Origin of the sequence: Pricia mediterranea, assembly GCF_032248455.1 — a bacterium.
Classification (GTDB): domain Bacteria; phylum Bacteroidota; class Bacteroidia; order Flavobacteriales; family Flavobacteriaceae; genus Pricia; species Pricia mediterranea.
Genome location: NZ_JAVTTP010000001.1, coordinates 2,602,242 through 2,621,345 on the forward strand (window position 1 = coordinate 2,602,242; position 19,104 = coordinate 2,621,345).

The 19,104-nt window shown below is 46.4% G+C and carries 11 protein-coding genes; 2 read left to right on the top strand and 9 right to left on the bottom strand.

Annotation, left to right across the window (positions count from 1 at the left end):
- Positions 1–57: 57 nt before the first annotated feature.
- From RQM65_RS10675 to RQM65_RS10695, 5 genes are all read right to left on the bottom strand, one after another.
- The gene (locus RQM65_RS10675; RefSeq protein WP_314014858.1) at positions 58–3,567 is read right to left on the bottom strand and encodes an efflux RND transporter permease subunit; all 3,510 of its coding nucleotides are present in this window, start codon (positions 3,565–3,567) and stop codon (positions 58–60) included.
- A 135-nt stretch (positions 3,568–3,702) separates the two neighbouring features.
- Positions 3,703–3,969, bottom strand: a complete 267-nt coding sequence (locus tag RQM65_RS10680; protein ID WP_314014860.1) for a four helix bundle protein — start codon at positions 3,967–3,969, stop codon at positions 3,703–3,705.
- 93 nt (positions 3,970–4,062) lie between these two features.
- On the bottom strand, positions 4,063–5,247 hold the full coding sequence (locus RQM65_RS10685; protein ID WP_314014861.1) for an efflux RND transporter periplasmic adaptor subunit: 1,185 nt from the start codon (positions 5,245–5,247) through the stop codon (positions 4,063–4,065).
- 23 nt (positions 5,248–5,270) lie between these two features.
- Positions 5,271–6,617 (bottom strand): TolC family protein, encoded by a 1,347-nt coding sequence (locus RQM65_RS10690; protein WP_314014862.1) that lies wholly within the window; start codon positions 6,615–6,617, stop codon positions 5,271–5,273.
- Entirely contained in the window at positions 6,618–7,223 is a 606-nt protein-coding gene (locus RQM65_RS10695) for a TetR/AcrR family transcriptional regulator (protein WP_314014864.1), read from the bottom strand.
- A 131-nt stretch (positions 7,224–7,354) separates the two neighbouring features.
- Between RQM65_RS10695 and RQM65_RS10700 the strand changes: the two genes are divergently transcribed.
- On the top strand, positions 7,355–8,329 hold the full coding sequence (locus RQM65_RS10700; protein WP_314014867.1) for a polyprenyl synthetase family protein: 975 nt from the start codon (positions 7,355–7,357) through the stop codon (positions 8,327–8,329).
- Between the two features lie 181 nt (positions 8,330–8,510).
- On the opposite strand, the gene RQM65_RS10705 is transcribed toward RQM65_RS10700, so the two are convergent.
- From RQM65_RS10705 to RQM65_RS10720, 4 genes are all read right to left on the bottom strand, one after another.
- Entirely contained in the window at positions 8,511–11,888 is a 3,378-nt protein-coding gene (locus tag RQM65_RS10705) for a VCBS repeat-containing protein (RefSeq protein ID WP_314014868.1), read from the bottom strand.
- A gap of 75 nt (positions 11,889–11,963) precedes the next feature.
- A complete protein-coding gene (locus tag RQM65_RS10710; protein ID WP_314014869.1) occupies positions 11,964–13,814 on the bottom strand; it encodes a RagB/SusD family nutrient uptake outer membrane protein in 1,851 nt (616 codons plus the stop codon).
- A 12-nt stretch (positions 13,815–13,826) separates the two neighbouring features.
- On the bottom strand, positions 13,827–17,009 hold the full coding sequence (locus tag RQM65_RS10715) for a SusC/RagA family TonB-linked outer membrane protein (RefSeq protein ID WP_314014871.1): 3,183 nt from the start codon (positions 17,007–17,009) through the stop codon (positions 13,827–13,829).
- Between the two features lie 94 nt (positions 17,010–17,103).
- Positions 17,104–18,258, bottom strand: coding sequence for a lycopene cyclase family protein (locus tag RQM65_RS10720; protein WP_314014873.1), 1,155 nt, complete (start codon positions 18,256–18,258; stop codon positions 17,104–17,106).
- 79 nt (positions 18,259–18,337) lie between these two features.
- On the opposite strand from RQM65_RS10720, the gene RQM65_RS10725 reads away from it, so the two are divergent.
- Positions 18,338–18,997 (top strand): metal-dependent transcriptional regulator, encoded by a 660-nt coding sequence (locus RQM65_RS10725; RefSeq protein WP_314014875.1) that lies wholly within the window; start codon positions 18,338–18,340, stop codon positions 18,995–18,997.
- The last annotated feature ends 107 nt before the right edge of the window (positions 18,998–19,104 follow it).

Here is a 19,104-nt window from a genome sequence, read left to right on the forward strand (position 1 = left end):
AGAGAGGGACCTCGATAGCGATTATCGAGGTTTTTCTGTTCTTTATGTGAATATCCTTTATGCTGCTGTTTCCAACGCCTTTCCTTTTTTCGCCGTCTGCTTCTTTTTCTTGTTGCTACGGCTTCGAACCTTAATCTTTATCCGATACACTATATTAAAAAGTACTGGGACAATAATCAGGGTCAAAAAGGTCGCCACCAGCAATCCAAAGATGACGGTCCAAGCTAAGGGGCCCCAAAAGATGACGTTGTCGCCTCCGATATAGATTTTCGGATCGAAGTTCGAGAATAGTGAGAAGAAGTCGATGTTCAGGCCAATGGCTAAGGGAATCAGTCCCAGAACCGTAGTGATAGCGGTCAAGATTACGGGGCGCAGTCTTGCCTTACCCCCGACTACGATGGCATCCGTCGCGTCGTCGATTTTTAAAAGGTCCCGATCATCCAAATCAAGCTTCACCTTTTTACGATCGATCAGAATCTGGGTATAATCCAACAGCACAACGCCATTGTTCACCACAATACCGGCCAGGGAAATGATACCCATCATGGTCATCATGATCACAAACGGCCATCCGGTGAGCATCAGTCCTCCGAAAACCCCGATAAAACTCAGAAAAATGGCCAACATAATGATAATAGGTTTAGAGATGCCCCCAAACTGAAAGATTAAAATCAGTAAGATTAACCCCAGGCCCGAAAAGAAGGCGCCTACCAAAAACTGCATCTGTTTGTTCTGTTCCTCGATCTGCCCGGTGTAATCGATTTTTACATCATTGGGAAGTCCTTCGAAGTTTTTCATTTCCTCCTGGATCTGGCTAACGATTGCTGCTGCGTTGCCTCCAGGTTTAAGACCTGAATATACGGTAACCACCCGGTTCCCGTTACGGTGTTTTATAGCACTAAACCCGGAAGTGTTCTTTTCAGATGCCACGGCCGAAATAGGAATTTCCTTAATCTGTCCGGTAGCGGCGTCCCTAAAGATAATGTTCTGGTTGAAGAGGGCACTCTTGTCATATCGAAGGTCTTTGTTAAAACGAACGTTGATATCGTAGTCGTCACCGTCCTCCTTGTAGACGCCCGCTTTTTCACCGAACAGCGACCGTCTCAATTGGTTGCCCACTTGTCCGGCGGCCACACCCAATTCTCCTGCCTTTTCACGATCGACGCTTACTCGCATCGATGGTTTGTTCTTGTTCACGTCTATTTTAAGTTCTTCTATGCCTCCGATGTTTCTTGAATTGATGAAATTCACGATATCCTCGCCGACATCTATCAGTTCCCCATAATCTTTTCCTTCGAGTTCTATATTGATCGGGGAACCTGCTGGTGGGCCGCTGGGCTGTTTCTCCACCGATATGGCGAGGCCGGGGTAGATGCCATCGAGGGCATCCTGAACTTTCTGGCGGATGATCTCGGTATCTTTTCCTTGACGGAACTTGAACTCGCTAAAGTTGACCGTAATTTTTCCCCTATGTGGCATTTCGGCATTGGAACCTCCGTCGGTATAAGGATTGCCAGCCCCTTCGCCTACCTGCGATATCCTTGAGGTTACCATATAATTTTCTCCATCTTCCATATACTCGTCCTGATTGAGAACGGTTTGAACCCGGTCTTCGATTTCTTTGGTAACGGCATTGGTTTTTTCAATACTGGTACCTTCGGGATATTCTAAATACACGAAGATTTCGTTGGGGGTGTTATCGGGAAAAAACTCGATTTTAGTCCTACCGGCGCCGATGGAGGCCCCGAACAGAATGAATACGGCAATCAATAAAAGAAATGTAAGTCCGAAGTACCAGTACACGTTTCCGCCCCGCAGCGCGTGTTTTAACCTTGTTTCATACCAGTTTTCAAATCGGACCATGCTATGCCGCTGAAAATTTACGGCCCATCCCTTTAGGAAATACTTATAGACCCAGAACATAAGTGCGGTGACCAATAAGACAGTGCCCAGCCCGCGTAGGGCCCCGCCGAACGCAAGAATAATGGCGCCTAGCCCCCCCAATATGATACTGAGACGTATCAATTGCCTTAATTTGAGTTCCTTTTCCCCAGTTTCCATAAAGTTCGAAACCAGCATCGAGTTCATAAAGATGGCGACAAAAAGCGACGACCCGAGTACCACCGACAGGGTAATCGGGAAATATTTCATGAACTGGCCGAAAATTCCCGGCCAGAGCCCAAGCGGAACAAAAGCCGCTACGGTGGTAAGGGTCGAAATAATAATGGGTACGGCAATTTCACCAATGCCTTTTTTGGCCGCTTCGGTTCGCGACATGCCCTCATCCATCAAGCGGTAGACGTTTTCAACGACCACTATCCCATTATCGACCAGCATACCGAGGCCCATGATCATACCGAAAAGTATCATGGTATTTAGTGTGTAGCCTAAGCCGTTCAGGATCATGAACGACATAAACATCGACATGGGGATAGCGAAACCGACGAAAAGCGCATTTCGGAAGCCCAAAAAGAACATGAGTACCGTGACGACCAGAATAATTCCAAAAATGATGTTGTTCACCAAATCGTCGACTTGGTTCAAGGTACGGGTCGAGGAATCGTTGGTTATTGATATATGTAAATCGGAGGGAAAATAGTTGGCCTGGGTCTCCTTGATGATTTCCTTAATTTTATCCGCAGCGGAAATAGAGTTCCGGCCGGCCCTTTTTTTCACGTCGAGCATTACGACACTTTCCCCGAATTCACGGGCGTATGTGGTTTTATCCTTTTCATCGAAGGTTACGTTGGCGATATCTTTTAAGTATACCGCTCCGTTCTCCGATTTTACCACGAAGTCGTTTAGCTGTTTAGGATTTTCGATTTCTCCGATAATACGAACGGTGCGCCGTTGTCCACCGATTTTAAGATTCCCGGCGGACATGGTCATATTTCCGTTGCTTATGGCGTTGATGACGTCCTGAAAACTGACTTTTGCGGCCATCATTTTATAAACATCAACGGCCACTTCGACCTCTTTTTCCTGAACCCCTCTGATATCTGCCTGTTTGATCTCGGGCAGGTCCTCGATTTCATCTTGCAGGTATTCGGCAAATTCCTTGAGTCGCTGTACGGGGTAGTCCCCGGTAAAATTGATATTCATTATCGGGAACTCCTCCGAAAAGTTGAGATCGAAAATATTGGGTTCTACCTTGGCCCCGTTGAAAAGCGGCCAGTCTTCGCTGGCTTTTTCCCCGTCTACCTCGTCCTTGACCTTTTGTTTCGCGGATTCCACTGTAATATCCTCGTCGAACTCGACCGTTATGATGGAATAGTCTTCTTGCGAGGTGGAGACGACTTCGATGACGTTGCTTACATTCTTCAATCGATCTTCAAGCGGGTCGGTAATCAGGCGCTCGATATCTTCGGCGGTGTTGCCGGGAAAGGGGGTGCTAATGTAAATCTTGGTCTCGATAATTTCGGGGAAGTCCTCCCGTGGCATCGCCATATAGGCCGAGAAGCCCAACCACAGGAAGATGCCGATCAAGACGTAAATGACCGACGGGTTATCGATGGCCCATGATGAGGGACGGAATTCCTTTTCGGCGTTCTTTTTAATTTTGCTCATTTTTTTTCAGCAGTTAGTCTATAGACGTTAGACGTTAGTACTTTTGTTGAGATATTTTTGTAAAGACCGGATCATCTTGGCTAGTTCTTGCAGTTTCATTCTAAGTTCGTTTTCCGTTTCAAGGGCTATGTAGCCTTACCGTTCGGCAATTTTTGAACAGACAACACATTCCTTGACAGAGTTTCCTGCGATTTGTAGGAATCTATTGAACTGCGGGTTCGTGTCGCCTGAGCACTCCGCAATATTTAATGCAATAGAAGTTGCTGCCCTAATGAACTGCGATGTCAACCTATAGGTCTCCTCCTTTAGAAAAGCATCGGTAACCTTATAGACCCTATCAATCAAATCAAGAGCTTTCGCGTATACTTTTAGGTCCTCAAAAGCAAATTTTATTTGTGACATACAGATAATAATATTTTTTTCGTCTAACGTCTAACGTCTAACGTCTAACGTCTAACGTCTAACGTCTAACGTCTAACGTCTAACGTCTAACGTCTAACGTCTAACGTCTAACGTCTCCTTTATCTTGACCTTCTGTCCGTCCTTGACCGTTCGGGCACCTTCTTTAATTACTTGGCTGCCCGGTTCGATGCCGGTCAACACCTCGATCTGTGCGCCTTGGGTCTTCCCGGTTGTAATGATGGTTCTTTTCGCAACGGCCTCGTTATCACTATCGGACGCTTCTGCCAGATACACGAATTGCTCCCCTTCCGCATTTTCGGAAATGATACTCGACGGGATCATAATGGCGTCGTCGCTCGTATAATCGTTCAAGCTTACCTTGGCCGTAAGATTGGGTTTTATCTTTCCGTCTTTGTTCGGAACGGGAATTTCGACGTTAAACGAACGGTTCGAGGGCTTGATAAAGTTGCCTGTCTCTCGAATTTTAGTAGTCACGCTGTCACCCAGTACCGGAAAATAGACCATCGCCTTCTTGCCTTTGGACACGTCACCAAGATAAATTTCTGGCACGTCAACGGTAATGTACATATCGGATAGGTTGACAATGCGAAACACTTCCGAACCCGGACCGGGCGAAACGACCGTGCCCTGATCCTTGATGACGTTGTCTATGATTCCCGAAAAAGGAGCCTTTATAGTAGATTTTCCCAATTGACTCTCCGCTTGTTCCACGGAATTCTGGGCCGCCTCGTAGTTGCTCTTAGCGGATAGGTATTCGATTTCCGAACCTATTTTCTGGTCCCAAAGCCGTTTTCTGCGCTCGTAGGTAGTCCTTGCCAGTTCGGCCTGCGTTTTTAATTGGGCCAATTGGCTGCTCATACCCCCGTCATCGATTACGGCAAGGGTTTGGCCCTTGGTCACTCGATCGCCTTCTTGAACGTACACCCGTTGTAGGGTGCCGGCCATTTCAGGATAGACTAGCACGTTTTGTTTGGTCTTTACGTCACCCTGCAGTTCGAGAAAGTGGACGAACTTTTGGGGTTCGGCGGCAATCGTATTCACCAACGGAAGCCGTTCTGCGCCGGATTTGGCCGCGATGACGGAATCCAGTTTGCGCAAGTCCGCATCAATCTCTTTCCGTCGATCCGCAATTTCGGATTTCTTGGCACGCAAGGACTCCAAATTTCCTTGGGCGATCAGGGAATCGACGGATTCATCTTTGCCCCCGCAGGAAGAAAGAATAATCGCTGCAATAAGAATGGGTATTGTTGTTTTCATCGTTGTGCGTTAAGTTGACATCTTTATTCTTCGTTCAATATGACTTCTAGGTTCGTTTTCGTGTTTATCACTTCTACCATCGATTGCAGGTATCCCTGTTGTGCGTCGTACAATTGGGTCTGGGCCTGCCGAAGTTCAAAACTACTGGCCAGGCCCTCTGTATATTTGATCTGGTTTTTGTTCTCGATACGTTCGGCCAGACCTAGATTCTTTTCGGCGGTTCGATACTCTTCAATGGCCAGTATGTACTCACTTTTGGCCTGCTGCAATTGAAGGCGTATCTGCTCTTCGGCCTCCGTCAGCTGGGTCTTTGCCTTTTCCATCGCAATCTTTGCCCGTGCGGTGCTGGCACTGCGTTTACCCGAACTGAATAACGGAATGCTAAGGTCAAAACCCAATATTGCCGAATCGAACCATTCTTGGTCTCCATCAAAAAAACTGAATTCGTTGGCAAAGGCCGACGTTCCGTAATTGATAAAGGAGTTTAAAGTAGGTAGGGCACGGCTTCTTGCCAGTTTCCATTCGTAGTAGCGCTGTTCGGTCAGATTAAAGGCCAATTTATAGTCCACATTGTTTTTCATCTGGAAATCGTTTTCCATCAGCGATAAATCGATCTGGGCCTCGGCCAGATTGTCCAGGCTTTCCTCCAGCCGGGTCGGGGCGTCAATGGCAATGCCCATGACCAAGTTCAACATCTGGCGGGTAATGGTTTCAAGCCTAATGGCGTTCTTCAATTGGTTGTCTACCGAAGATAGGGTAATCTGTAACTGTTCGACACTTTCTTCGTCGCCCAGTCCGTTTTCAAAGAGTTTTCGTGTCTCAAAAAGGTTCTCTTCGAGATTGGCCTTGTTTTTTTTGAAAATAACCACGCTCTCCTCGGCAAGTAGCACGTTGCCGTAGGCCTCCACGACCGATTTACGGACTTCTTGATCTGTTTTCTCCTCGGTATTGGCGCTATAGCTCAAAAATGCCTTGGTGGCCTGTACCCCAACGATATAAGAGCCGTCGAAAATTTTCTGACTCAAGGTAGCGGTTGCCGTAGCTTGGTGCTGCTGTCCAAAAACAATCGGGAGATAGGTGCCCGGTTCGCCGCCAGTAAATTCAGCGGGAATAAGCGAAACCGGTTGTTTCAACTGATTTTGATAGCTTACCGAACCGTTTATCTGGGGTAGGCCTTCTGCAATGGTTTCCCATTTTTGTTTCCGGGCATCAATGATGTCCCGACCGGCATTAATTGCGCTGTAGTTATGTTCAAGGGCGAAGTTGATAGCTTCCTCCAAGGTGAAACTATAGGTTTTTTTAACGGTGTCTTGCGAGAATCCCTGAAGCGTAAAGAATAGGATAAAAAATAGCGTTAAATTATTCCGCATTTATTCGTGGTTTGAGTTGATGATGCCGTTCAAGATCTTTCTGCCTGTTGGGGTCACTATACCCCTTAAGTGGTACTCGAGATAATGGTCTTCGAGCTCTTGCATGTCGAAAGTTTCATCGGGGAAAAGTTCACGGTCTTGAATGCTTAGCATTCCAGAGAAGTATATTCGGGTGATAAAATCAACGTTGAGATCGTCTCGATACAGATTTTGTTCGATTCCATTGCGAACGTTCCGAACTACACAGGTCTGCATGATATCGAACTGTTTCTCCCTAAGGGTACCGAATATTTTCGGATAATATTTTTTTAGTTGGTGCTGGGGCGATGATTTTCCATTTTTTAAATGTGCCATCGCGAACTTTTTGATGTCATAGATTTCGTCAATAGGATTTTTCTGTAATGAACATATGTGGTCGATACCGCCTGAAATAATCTTAAACAACCGATCAGTGCTCACCTCGACCAACCTTGTCTTATTTCGGAAATGCGTGTAGATGGTCTTTTTAGATATGCCGAGTTCTTGGGCCAAATCATCCATTGTAACGCTCTTGAAACCGAGCTTCAAGAACATATCCGTTGCCTTTTCTAAAATTTTTTCTCTCATAATCGGGGGCAAATGTAAGGGAGGAAACTTTAAAAACATATAAAGTTTCTGAAGTTTTTTGTCATTTTAACACAGTTCCCTGACGGACGTCATTGTTCGATTTGGTGTATTTTTGTACTTAAACCTTATCAATGCAGTCCACCGACCACTATCGTACCGCTTTTACATCTTATTTAGATAACAAAATTTTGATTTCTGAGCCGCGGAATCTGTATGAGCCCATCGCCTATATTTTAAATCTTGGAGGTAAGCGCTTACGTCCGGTGCTCACCCTGATGGCCACTGAAATTTTTGATGTGGACTATAAGAGAGCTTTGGACGCGGCGCTGGCCATTGAAGTTTTCCATAATTTTTCGTTGGTACACGACGATATTATGGACGCCGCCCCTTTACGGCGCGGGAAGGCGACCGTACATCAAAAATGGGATGTAAACACGGCGATACTCTCGGGGGATGCCATGCTGATAACCGCCTATCAACTCTTTGAAAACTATGCGCCCGATACGTTTCGGGATTTGGCCAAATTGTTCAGTACGACCGCCCTTCAGGTCTGTGAGGGACAGCAGTACGATATCGATTTCGAGACGAGAGATGATGTTACGCTGCCCGAATACATGATGATGGTTCAATACAAAACGGCCGTTTTAGTGGCCGCTGCCCTGAAAATGGGAGCTATTATCGCGGCTGCTTCCGAACAGGAACAAAATAGGATTTACGCATTCGGACTGAACCTAGGGATCGCCTTTCAATTGCAGGATGACTATCTCGATGCTTTCGGCGACCCAAAGACGTTCGGAAAACAGGTCGGAGGCGATATCATCGAGAATAAAAAGACAGTACTTTACCTTAACGTTCATAAAGATGGGAACGATAAGCAGAAAAAGGAGTTGTTGGACCTTTATTCGATACAGCCGAAGAATCCGAGCATCAAAATCGATTCCGTCAAAGACCTGTTTTTGGATAGCGGTGCCGCGGAACGGACCCAAATCGCAATTTCGGATTATACGGAGAAGGCATTCGCCATTTTGGAAACCATGGATATTTCCGAGGACAAGAAAAAGGTCTTGCGCGGTTTTGGAAAACAGCTAATGGCGCGAAAAGTATGATAGAACCTACAACATTTCTTTAGAAGTAGGTAGTTAAATGCTTACAGCTAGATTTACTTAATTTGTTGATAATTAAAATGAAAAAACAATTCGAGATGTCCGTCGAACTAAGTCTCGACTACGCTTGACCTGCTTTTTACCGAAAAGGGAACATAATTAGTAAGTAACTATCTATTGATCTCTACAATCCCTTTTCGATACCCGCTTCCTTAATTTGATAGGCTTTTATAGGTTTTCCATAGATACCAAGAAGTAACCGCTCTTTCAAAAGAACGGCACTCTGTACGGAGCCCCTTACATTGAGTCCCGATTCGAGTTGATTTACGTATTCAAACCGACCTTTGCCGTCCCCGGATAAGAGCATGCCGTAGTTGGCGTCGAATTTTCCCAGTCGAAGCTTAAAATGGTCATTATTGCCAAAAAGAAGGATATCATTTTTCCCATCACCGTCTAAATCCGATATAGATATGGCGTGAACCGGGGCGAACTGAGCCTGAAGGGGCAACGGAGCCGTTTTGTACGTATGGTTTGCCGTACTTAGAAATAAGCTGGTTTCCATATGGTTTGCCTGTAACTTCTTTACATCCTTTAAGGCTTCCTCCGGAAAGATATCTACTATGGTCGCATCGGCATAGCTTTCATAGCTGTTGAACCGCGAGCGTAGCCCCGATAGTTGTCCCAAGAGTTCGTCCCTTGTCAAATACGGATAGCTTACGCCATCAATGTAGTAAGTCAACAGGGGGTCGATGGAACCGTTTTGGTCGAAATCTTTGTAATACAGTTCTGCGGGCGTGTTCTCCGAAACCGTGAACTGCGTGTTCGTACCCATGTTGCCCGCAATTATATCGGGCCGGCCGTCCCCGTTTAAATCATCGATGGTCAAGGTGTTCCACCATCCTCTGTAGGCTTTGTCGAAAAAGGTTTCGGTCGTGTTTAGAAGTTTTCCCTTGGTATTGGAAAATGCGGAAATGGGCATCCATTCGCCAACAAGGATCAATTCTTGCTGGTTATCCCCATTCAAATCGTACCATAGGGCATCGGTAACCATTCCCGGTCGTCGTAGTTCTGGGGCTATGTTCTCTGTTTGGTCCGAAAAGTCGCCGTGGCCATCATTGATCAAGAGATAGCTTTTGGGGATTTCAGGGTACCTGCCCGGGACGACCCTGCCTCCAACGAAAACATCCATGGCGCCGTCACCGTTGACATCTCCGACCGTAACACAGCCTTTACTTACTCGCATTTGTGGTAAGGCTTGATTATTCTTACGAAAATTGCCCTTGCCATCACCGAGGTACAGTCGGTCTTGCAATAGTGGGTCTTGTTCCGAAAGATTGTGGTAACCGCCACTGGCTACGTAGATATCCGGAATGGCATCTTGATTTGCGTCGAAAATGACGGCATCGGCATCGTGATGATTTTTATCTGCCTCAAATACGTCGAGTGAACGTTCTGAAAAGCGCCCGTTCTGTTGTCCGATAAATAGGGCCGCCGATTGCCCCTTGCTACCTCCGACAAAAACATCTTCAATTCCGTCGTTGTTGATATCACCTTTTACCATGCACGGCCCCGTATGGGATAGTTGTGAGGTTAAAAGCGATTGTCGCTTGAAATCGTTGATGGGGGAGCTGACACTCTGGTAAGCTATAGGCGATCTTATACCTTTCAACAGAGGTTCGGTCGAATGTTGAGCCGTTGGTCTCGTTCGGTTGGCGTTCTTTTCTTCGAGAATTATTCGCTGATCGACCGCTACGTGGGTCAAGGTCTCTTGTTTTCCGGTGTTCCAGCGTATGGTTAGGGAATCGACCGCATTTGCATTGCCCAAACCGAAATGAAGTACCGGCGATACGGTGGAGAGATATCCTCTTGTAGGTATCTGCTCCGAATGTTGTTGTTTGCCTTGGGTGTACACCGATATTCTAGAACCAATGCCTTGCGAATTTTTATCGGCACCCTTGAGTTTTAACTGCAGATAATTGGTATTGTCTTGGTCGGTATCGTTTCGATAGATAAAAGCAGGTGAATTGATGTTGTTTACGATAAGGTCCAGGTCACCATCGTTATCGAGGTCGGCATAGGCAGCGCCATTACTATTGGCCGGGTGATTTAAGCCCGAGCTCTTTGTCTCATCTGAAAAAGTGAGACCCCCCTGGTTTATATAGAAATAGTTCGCCAGGTTCGACGAAGGCATATGCTTGATAATTTCGAGTACATCTTCACGTTTCAATCTGCCTTTGGACTTCACATAGTTGTCCATATAGTTTATGAAATCCAGGTTGGTATAGTCACGGAAGTACCCGTTGGTCACGAAAAGATCCTTAAGCCCGTCATTGTTATAGTCGGCGAATAAGGGAGCCCAGCTCCAGTCGGTGTTAGAAATACCCGCTAGCTGTCCGATCTCACTGAAGGTGCCGTTGCCATTGTTGAGCTGTAACATGTTGCGCATGTATTGGAAATGAAAGCCGCTGCGCAAGTTAAGGTCGAATTTTTCGTAGTTATCAGGGGCCAGTAAGAGTTTTTGCCTTCGATTGTCTTCGGGCAACATGTCAAGGGTATAGATATCTTGCCAGCCGTCATTATTGATATCGGCGATGTCGTTGCCCATAGAAAAATGGCTGGTATGGCCCATTTGATCTTGCAATTTGTCGGTGAAGGTTCCATCCTTGTTGTTAAAATATAGATAGTCTGGCACCGTATAATCATTCGACACGTAGAAATCCATCCATCCGTCGTTATTGATATCACTGATTCCAATGCCGAGGCCGTAGGTCAACTCCGAACCGTTGATTCCAGTTTCTGTTGTAACATCTACAAACTTTCCATCCTCTTGACGGAATAACCGTATGCCCCGTAACGGGTCATCGACCTTCAGCAATTTTTGGGTGCTGACCTCGTTGAGCACCGGTAAGGATTTCGGATTGTGATTGAGCAAGAGCATGTCTAGATCGCCGTCACGGTCATAGTCAAAAAAATAACCTTGATTGCTGAAGGCGGGACTGTCAAGGCCGAATTGCGAAGCTCTTTCCTCAAAAATTGGGACATTGTCAGCATCGTTACCCATATTGATGAACAACTGGTTCTTTCTTTTTTCAGGGGGGAGCATCCCGGAGTAGCATAAGTAAAGGTCCAGCTTGCCGTCACCATTGACATCAGTGGCAGAAGTGCCCGTTTTCCACGGTCCGGGTCTCCCTGCAACTTTTGAAATTTGGGTCACCTCCTCGAATTTCATTTCTCCCAAATTGAGATAGAATTTATTTTCGCCCATATTGGATGAAAAGTATATATCGATTAGGCCATCACCGTTAAAATCACCGGTGGCGACCCCACCCCCGTTATACAGGTATTCGTACATAAGTACGTTGGCATTTAAATTTTCCGCTAGGGTGTTCTCAAAAGTAATTCGGGTCTCATCAGGAGGCAGTTGTGTAAATCGCGACAGTGTGGTATCGGCATTAAGTGATTTTTCGACTTCTGCCTTTTGGTCACCGTCACGTTGACAGGCGATGACGCTGAACGTTATAATAAAGTACAAAAGCAACTGGTGGAGGCTATACTTGTTCATAGGTTTATAAAAGTAAAGATTCTACCCTTTACAAGAAAGAATAGAATCTTTTACAGTTTGAAAATGTGGTTTTTATTAATCGTATCCGGGATTTTGAACCAAAGCCGTATTGGCATTGAGTTCTGCGATCCGAATGGGGACATAATATGATTTGTCAAGCCACAGGCGATTTTCAAATCCTGGATCTACCACTGTGGGAATGTAGGTATATTCATACTTTTCCGGATCATACTCGTAGGTCGTAACCGTAGCCCCAGGTTTCAAGGTACCTGTAATTTGGATGCCTTTCGCAGGAGCGCCAAGGGTTGATGGGGCAATCATCCACCGACGTGCATCGTGGTACCGATGATTTTCATAAGCAAGCTCGAGCCGTCGTTCATTTCGGTAAATCTCCATCAGTTCTTCACCGGATGCCATTACAGCGGGGAGGCCTATTCTATATCGAATTTGGTTCAACCAGTTCAATGCTTCCGCCTCGTCTCTTGTTTCCAGAAGGGTTTCTACATAGTTCAGTACCAGTGACGTTTGTCTGAAGAACGGCCATGGAATCGTTTGAAAATCGTTCTGATCCACGAATGCCGGGTCCGGTTCAATAAATTTCTTAAAGTAATACCCCGTTCGCGTTCCGTTCCAATCCTCTACTGGGCTATTACGGGTATCCAGACCAAAATGAGTCGTAGTATTTCCATCAGGACCAATGATTTCATATTGCCCAGTTTGAATTTCATTCGCGGGATCTTTGTCCGCTACATCGGAAGGCCTGGGTTTCCATTCGGCCCCATCGTATAAAATGGTGGCATAGAACCTGGCTTCCCTGTTTTCATAGGGGGCGTTGGCGTGTGCAGGATTGTCCCAGTCAAACTCAGACCCGTCCATCATGGCATAGTCGTCCACAAGGTTTTGCAGTGGGGCGTTTCCTGCCCAGTTATGATAGCCATTGGGGCCGTTGAACAATCCTATTCGACGCCCAGGACCTTGACTCTCGACATACTGCCGTTCCCAAATAATATCGTTTTCTCCCCCGTTTCGGGCCAATGAGATATCGAGATAGTTTTGCTCTCCCTCTTCTAGGGATACCGGTGCCGCTAACCCGAATTTATAACCTGCTGTTGAATAATCGAGAGCCGCTTTTGCCGCATCTCGAGCTTGAATCCAACGTTGCTGCTGGTCACCCGCCGTATAAGCAATCAACTCGGGGTTCGAATAACCGGATAAAACTTCAGAATTTGCCGAAGCCGTCGGAAAATCGTGTAAGTCGCTTGCGGCATACAACAAGATACGCGCTTTCAGCGCGAGGGCAACTGTCGCATTGGCCCGGCCTGGGGCCATATCGCGACCATCTAGAAGCTCAAACGCCCTTTCGCTGTCGGCAACAATAAAATTCACGCATTCTTCAAAAGTATTTCGGGGTATGTTGTAATCGGAGTCCAATTCGAGAGGCTCGTCGATCAAAGGTATTCCGCCATAAAACCGAAGCAGTTGATGGTAGTAATAGGCTCGTAGAAAATGCGCTTCCCCGAGTAGTCTATTTACCAGTTCAGGGTCGTCGACACCACCATCGTTTAAATTGGCAATCGCTAAATTTACGTCCCTTATGTAGCCGTACATATTGTTCCAATCCCATGTGTTATTGATCCATCCCGTATCGGCTGAATTGGCACGTGACTCGTTTATGGTATTTATGCCCCTTCCCGTGTGGGTAAATATGGCTTCATCGGTTAATGATGCCAACATTTGTTCATCTAGACCGCCGGCACCAAGACCGTTATAGGCACCGGTAACGGTGGCTTCCGCGAGTCCCGCATCCGTCCATACACTTTCTTCGGAGACCTCGCTCAACGGGGTAATACTCGTAAAGTCGTCATTGCAGCTCAATGCTGCCATTAAAGGAAGGATTGCTCCCCAAATCTTTATTTTATTTTTCATACAATTATTTTTTTAAAATGAAACTGAAGTTCCTATACTCAAAATGCGGGACACTGGATAGTCCCTACCATTAGTGCTCGCCCCTTCTGGATCGAAAAGGGCATCGGTCCATGTAAACAGATTTGAACCGTTGAGATAGAATCTTAAATTGCTAAGGCCGATCTGGCCAATGATCTCTTCAGGAAAGTTATAACCTATTTCAAGGTTCTTCAAGCGCATATAATCGGTATCATTCCTCCAATAGGTATTGCCGTTGCTATAGTATTGGTCGGCTCGATTGGTAATTCTCGGATAGACACTGCTGGGATTATTGACCGACCAACGGTTATTGTAGTCCCTTTCCAGATAATTTCCAATAGTGCCCGCCTCGCTAAAGTTGAAAAAGAATTCGCCACCCCAAGCCCCTTGGAACAACATACTTATATCAAAGTTCCTGTAACTTGCCGTTAGGTTGATACCACCTTGAAGTGTGGGATTAAAGTTTTTATCATTCCTATAGCGGTCATCCGGAGTGATTCGGCCATCCCCGTCATAATCCAAAATTTTCATATCCCCGGGCCGAAGGGTATTTACCAGTGCCGAATAATCCAAGGTTTCCGCATCGATATCCGCTTGGGTAGCAAAGACTCCGTCATAACCGTAAATTAATTGGGCACCTATGCTTTTTCCAGTTTGTCTCTGCCATTCGGGAGAACCCTCCGCTTCGTCATTGAAAATAATTTTATTCTTGGCATATCCCGCGTTAACAGTGATACCGTATTGGAAGTCCTCGCCAATAAAATCGTTCCAGCCAAGAATGAAATCAAATCCGGTGTTCTCTACCTCTCCAAAATTCTGACGTGGAGGGGTGATACCCGATAAGGCCGGTAACGAGGCGGAGGGCGCCGTAAGGATATCAGTTCTTTTGTTCAGGAACCAGTCAAACTCTAAATTCAACTTGTTCTTAATAAATCGGGCGTCTAGACCAATGTTGATATTTGTTGCTACCTCCCAGGTGATGCCCCTATTCGGAACTTTGGATTCGCTCAAGGTGGTCACCAAGGCATTATTGATCACATATTCCCCAAAGCCATAGGTGGCCAAAAACTGGTTCGCCGGAAACTCAGCATCATTGAAGGCATCATTTCCTAGCTGGCCCCAGGATCCTCTTAACTTCAAGTAATTGAACAATGAATCGCTGTTCAAGTTGTCGAACCAATTTTCTTTCGTCACCACCCAACCTCCGGTAAATCCGGGGAAAAAGCCGTATCGGGTTTCCTCAGGAAACAAATAGGAGCCATCATATCGCCAAAGAAATTCCAACAAGTATTTTTCCTGAAAGTCATAGCCGACCCTGCCAAAATAATTTAATCGTGCAGCGCGGTTCGACGAACCGTCTATATCTTGCTCTTCGGCGCCCCCTGCAAAGAGATCGTCAATTGCTGGGGAGATAAAATACCTGCGATAGGCTTGAAAGCCTTCATAGGTTTTGGTTTCCTTGCTGGTGCCCGCGAGAACCAATACATTGTGATCGCCAATTGACTTTTCGTATTGAAGGTTCGCGCCTAGCAGGATACTTAACCTGTTCTGTGAATATTGGGTCAGATTCGGTTCGGCAGGCCCCCTTTGAACTGGAGTAAGACCTGATTCATCGCGATTAACGCCATCCCAGGTGTAAAGTTCCCAAGGGGTGCGCCAAACTTTTCTATTATTGAAACTCTTGTCAATAGCGGCCGTGGTTTGTAAGGTTAAGCCTTCTATCCATGGTATCTTAATGTCCAACGAGGCGTTGGATTGAAAATAATCCCTCGTATCGCGATCATAGCCGGTCGCATTAGTTGTAATTACCACGGGTTGTTGACCGTTTTCGATGTCGGGGCCTGGAAAGCCATTTGGCCAATACGCCGGTTCGGTAGGTCTTCCTCGAGTCAACATTCTAAATATGGCGCCTGCAGATTCCGTAGGGAAATAGCGTTTTTCTTCCCTTCCCAAGACTCCTATTTTAAACTGAATGCCTTCGCTGATCTTTGCATCTAGATTTATTCGAAGGTCATATTGCTCGTAACCAGTTGCAGAGTTTTTGTAATAGGCATCTTGCTTCAAATATCCTAACGAAGTAAAATAATTGAAGTTCTCGGTACCTCCGGTCAGCTGCATGGTATGTTTTTCTTGAGAGGCACCTCTTTTAAAAGTTTCGCCGAACCAATCAGTGTCGGGGTGGCCCCAAGGATCTTGTCCGTTTCTGAATAGCTCTAAATCATCTGGGGTGTAAACTGCATCCCGGGTTGAGCCGTCAGGTCTCGTATAGGTGCCTGAGGGAGAGTTAAAGGCATCCGTTGCAGCTTGCCATTCTTCTACCGGTAGGTTGTATACTTCCAGTTCGTTGCGTAATTCTGCATATTGAGGTGCATTTGCCAATTCAGGTATTACGGTAGGTGCCGCCCAGCCCTGTTGGGAAGAATAAGTAATTTTCGGTTTTCCGGTTTTCCCTCTTTTGGTAGTCACCAAGATAACCCCATTCGCCGCCCGTGCCCCATAAATGGCTGCGGAGGCATCTTTCAGCACAGAAATACTCTCGATATCGGCAGGGTTGATACGGGCCAATCCACCGTCGCGATCGGGAATACCATCTACGACTACCAGTGCGCCGGTATTATTATAGGTGTTTGCCCCACGAATTCGAATATTGGCATCATCATACCCCGGCTCTGCACTGGCCTGTTGTACAAATAGACCGGCCACCCTACCCGAAAGGGAGTTTGTTAAATTTACCGTCGGTGATTTGGTAAGCTCCTCACCTTTTACCGAAGCTACGGCACCGGAAACGGTCGCCCTTTTTTGGGTACCATATCCAACGACCACAACCTCTTCAAGATTTTGAACGTCTTCTTGCATACTAACGTTAATCGTACTCTGGCCGTCAAAGGGAATTTTCTGCGTCAGGAAACCGATGTAGGAATACACTAGAACTGCATCGTCATTTTCTACCTCAATTGAGTAAAGCCCATCGAAATCGGTAGAAACCCCGGTTGAGGTCCCTTCGATTACGACACTCACACCTGGTAAAGGTACATCGGACATGTCGGTAACCGTACCTGTTACGGTGGTTTGAGCCACCACAGCCGAAAATGAAACTCCGGCCAAGAATAAGAACAAGGTGAGGAAAACAGGATTGTCGCGTAGGTCCCATCTCCGTAATAGTGAATAATTCTTCATAAAAAAGACTGTTAGGTTGATTTTGGGCCAAATATAGCAATTAAAACATAAAAAGAATAAAGCAGCGTTAAATTTACAGAAAGCTATGTTAATTTCAGGAATATTTTCCGAATATTCTTGCTAAAAGCGCCTTAACAAACGGTCCGGTCGGACATCCCATGACAAATTTAAGGTCCTCCCAGAGCGATGTCTCCTCATCGAGAAACTTAAAGATCAACTGAGGGTCGCGATTTTTGAACAAGGTCTCGAACACCCGATGGCCTTGGCCGTTGTTTTTTGCGAGTACATCCAACAGCAACAGGTCGTAGTACCAAAATCGGTTCTTGTAGCTCAGGCGGTCCAAAGGCGTTCCGGATTTAAGATACTCCACTAGAACGGGCACTTTTTTCGAGCTGCTCATAAAGGTATAGCCGGTGCTGGGTTTGGCCCATCCGCCGGCGGTGCCAATGTAGCGGATATTCGGGGTGTGGTGTTCGTTAAAATCATAGCAGGTCATGGGGATGCTTCCCTGCTCGGTGTCCGTAATTTCGTAGTCGGTGCAGTGTAGGTCGTGTTGCAAATAGTGCCGGATGGCGCTTTCGTATTCCTCCTTTGAAAGCAGTTCTTGAGAGAACAGGGTGTATTCAACTAGGGCTTCCCTTTCAGAAAATGGCAGTACGTACATGAACCGGGTATTGCCTTGTTGGGGTACGGAAAAATCCATATACGTGGCGCGCTTGACGTCAAAGATGGGAGATTTGGTCCGTACCGTCCATCCTACAAAATGTTGTTGTAAAACGGGATACTTATTCTGGTGCGTGGCCATCCCATAATCGAAAATACTGTTGAATACCTTGAAAACGGAGTACTGGTCTTGGTCCGAAGTTACGATGACCCGGTTGCCATAGTCCGCCACCTCGGTCACTTCTTCATGGCGAAAGTCGATGTTCGAATGACCTCGCAGCCTTTCGAGGTACGACTCGTAGAAATCGATGCCCCGCACCATCTTATAGGTGTAGGGAGCGAGATCGAAATTTTTTGAAACCTGTTGCCCCCCGAAAGATATGTGCTGCCAGGTATTGGATACGATATCGTCGAATCGGCCTTCGCCCCTTTCCCAATAGCACCATGTGCGGTCGTTGCTGTTTTTGGTGGATTTATCCAACACCAAAATGGATTTACCGGCAAAAAAATCATCCCTTCCGAGAGCGTCGGCCAACATCAGGCCCGAGGCGCCCGCACCGATGATAATATAGTCGTACTGCGTCATAATGTTCTAAATCGGTACGGCACTTTCTAAATGGGTTGTCCAAAAAACCGATACATTTACAAATGTAAAACTTTGTGAGGTGACATCGGCGGAAGAGGATTATATTAGAACCATTTACGATTTGGGCAGGGGGAGTCACCGATTGGTGCCAACGAACGCCATCGCCGAGCGGATGGCCACCACACCGGCTTCCGTTACCGATATGGTCAAAAAACTGGCGCAAAAGAATATTGTCGAACACCGAATGTATAGAGGGGTAAGACTTACCGAAGCGGGAAGGTCCGCTGCCTTGTCAATTCTACGAAAAGAGCGCTTGTGGGAGGTCTTTTTGGTACAGAAACTGGAGTTGGCAATGGATACGGTACCCGAAATCGCTCGGCAGTTGAAGCATGTACAAAACACAACGCTTATCGATAAATTGGAGGCACATTTGGATTTTCCGACAGTGGCACCTTCGGGAGAGCCTATCCCGTCAAGGGAAGGGGAGTTCAAAAAGTCGATAAAAAGGCTCTTGAGCGACCTGCCCGTGGGAGCCTCGGGCATCTGCACGGCAACCAAGGATGCTTCCACTGCGTTTCTTAACTTTTTAGAGAAGAATCGAATTGCTATAGGGAGCCCAATCCGAATTTTGGACAAAGAGCAGTTCGACGGTTCACTTGGCATTCAGGTCGGTAACCGTGAAATGCGGATTTCGGAACGGATTGCGGCGAATCTATTCATCGAGGTAGAAGAGGGTTAACCGTTGTCATTATCGTCAATTGCAGCCTTGGCCCACATCGGTCGGCATCGGTCTCGAATTTTCGGGTCCTCTGGCAGGCTTGCGAGGTCTGGGCATTTACGATGTGT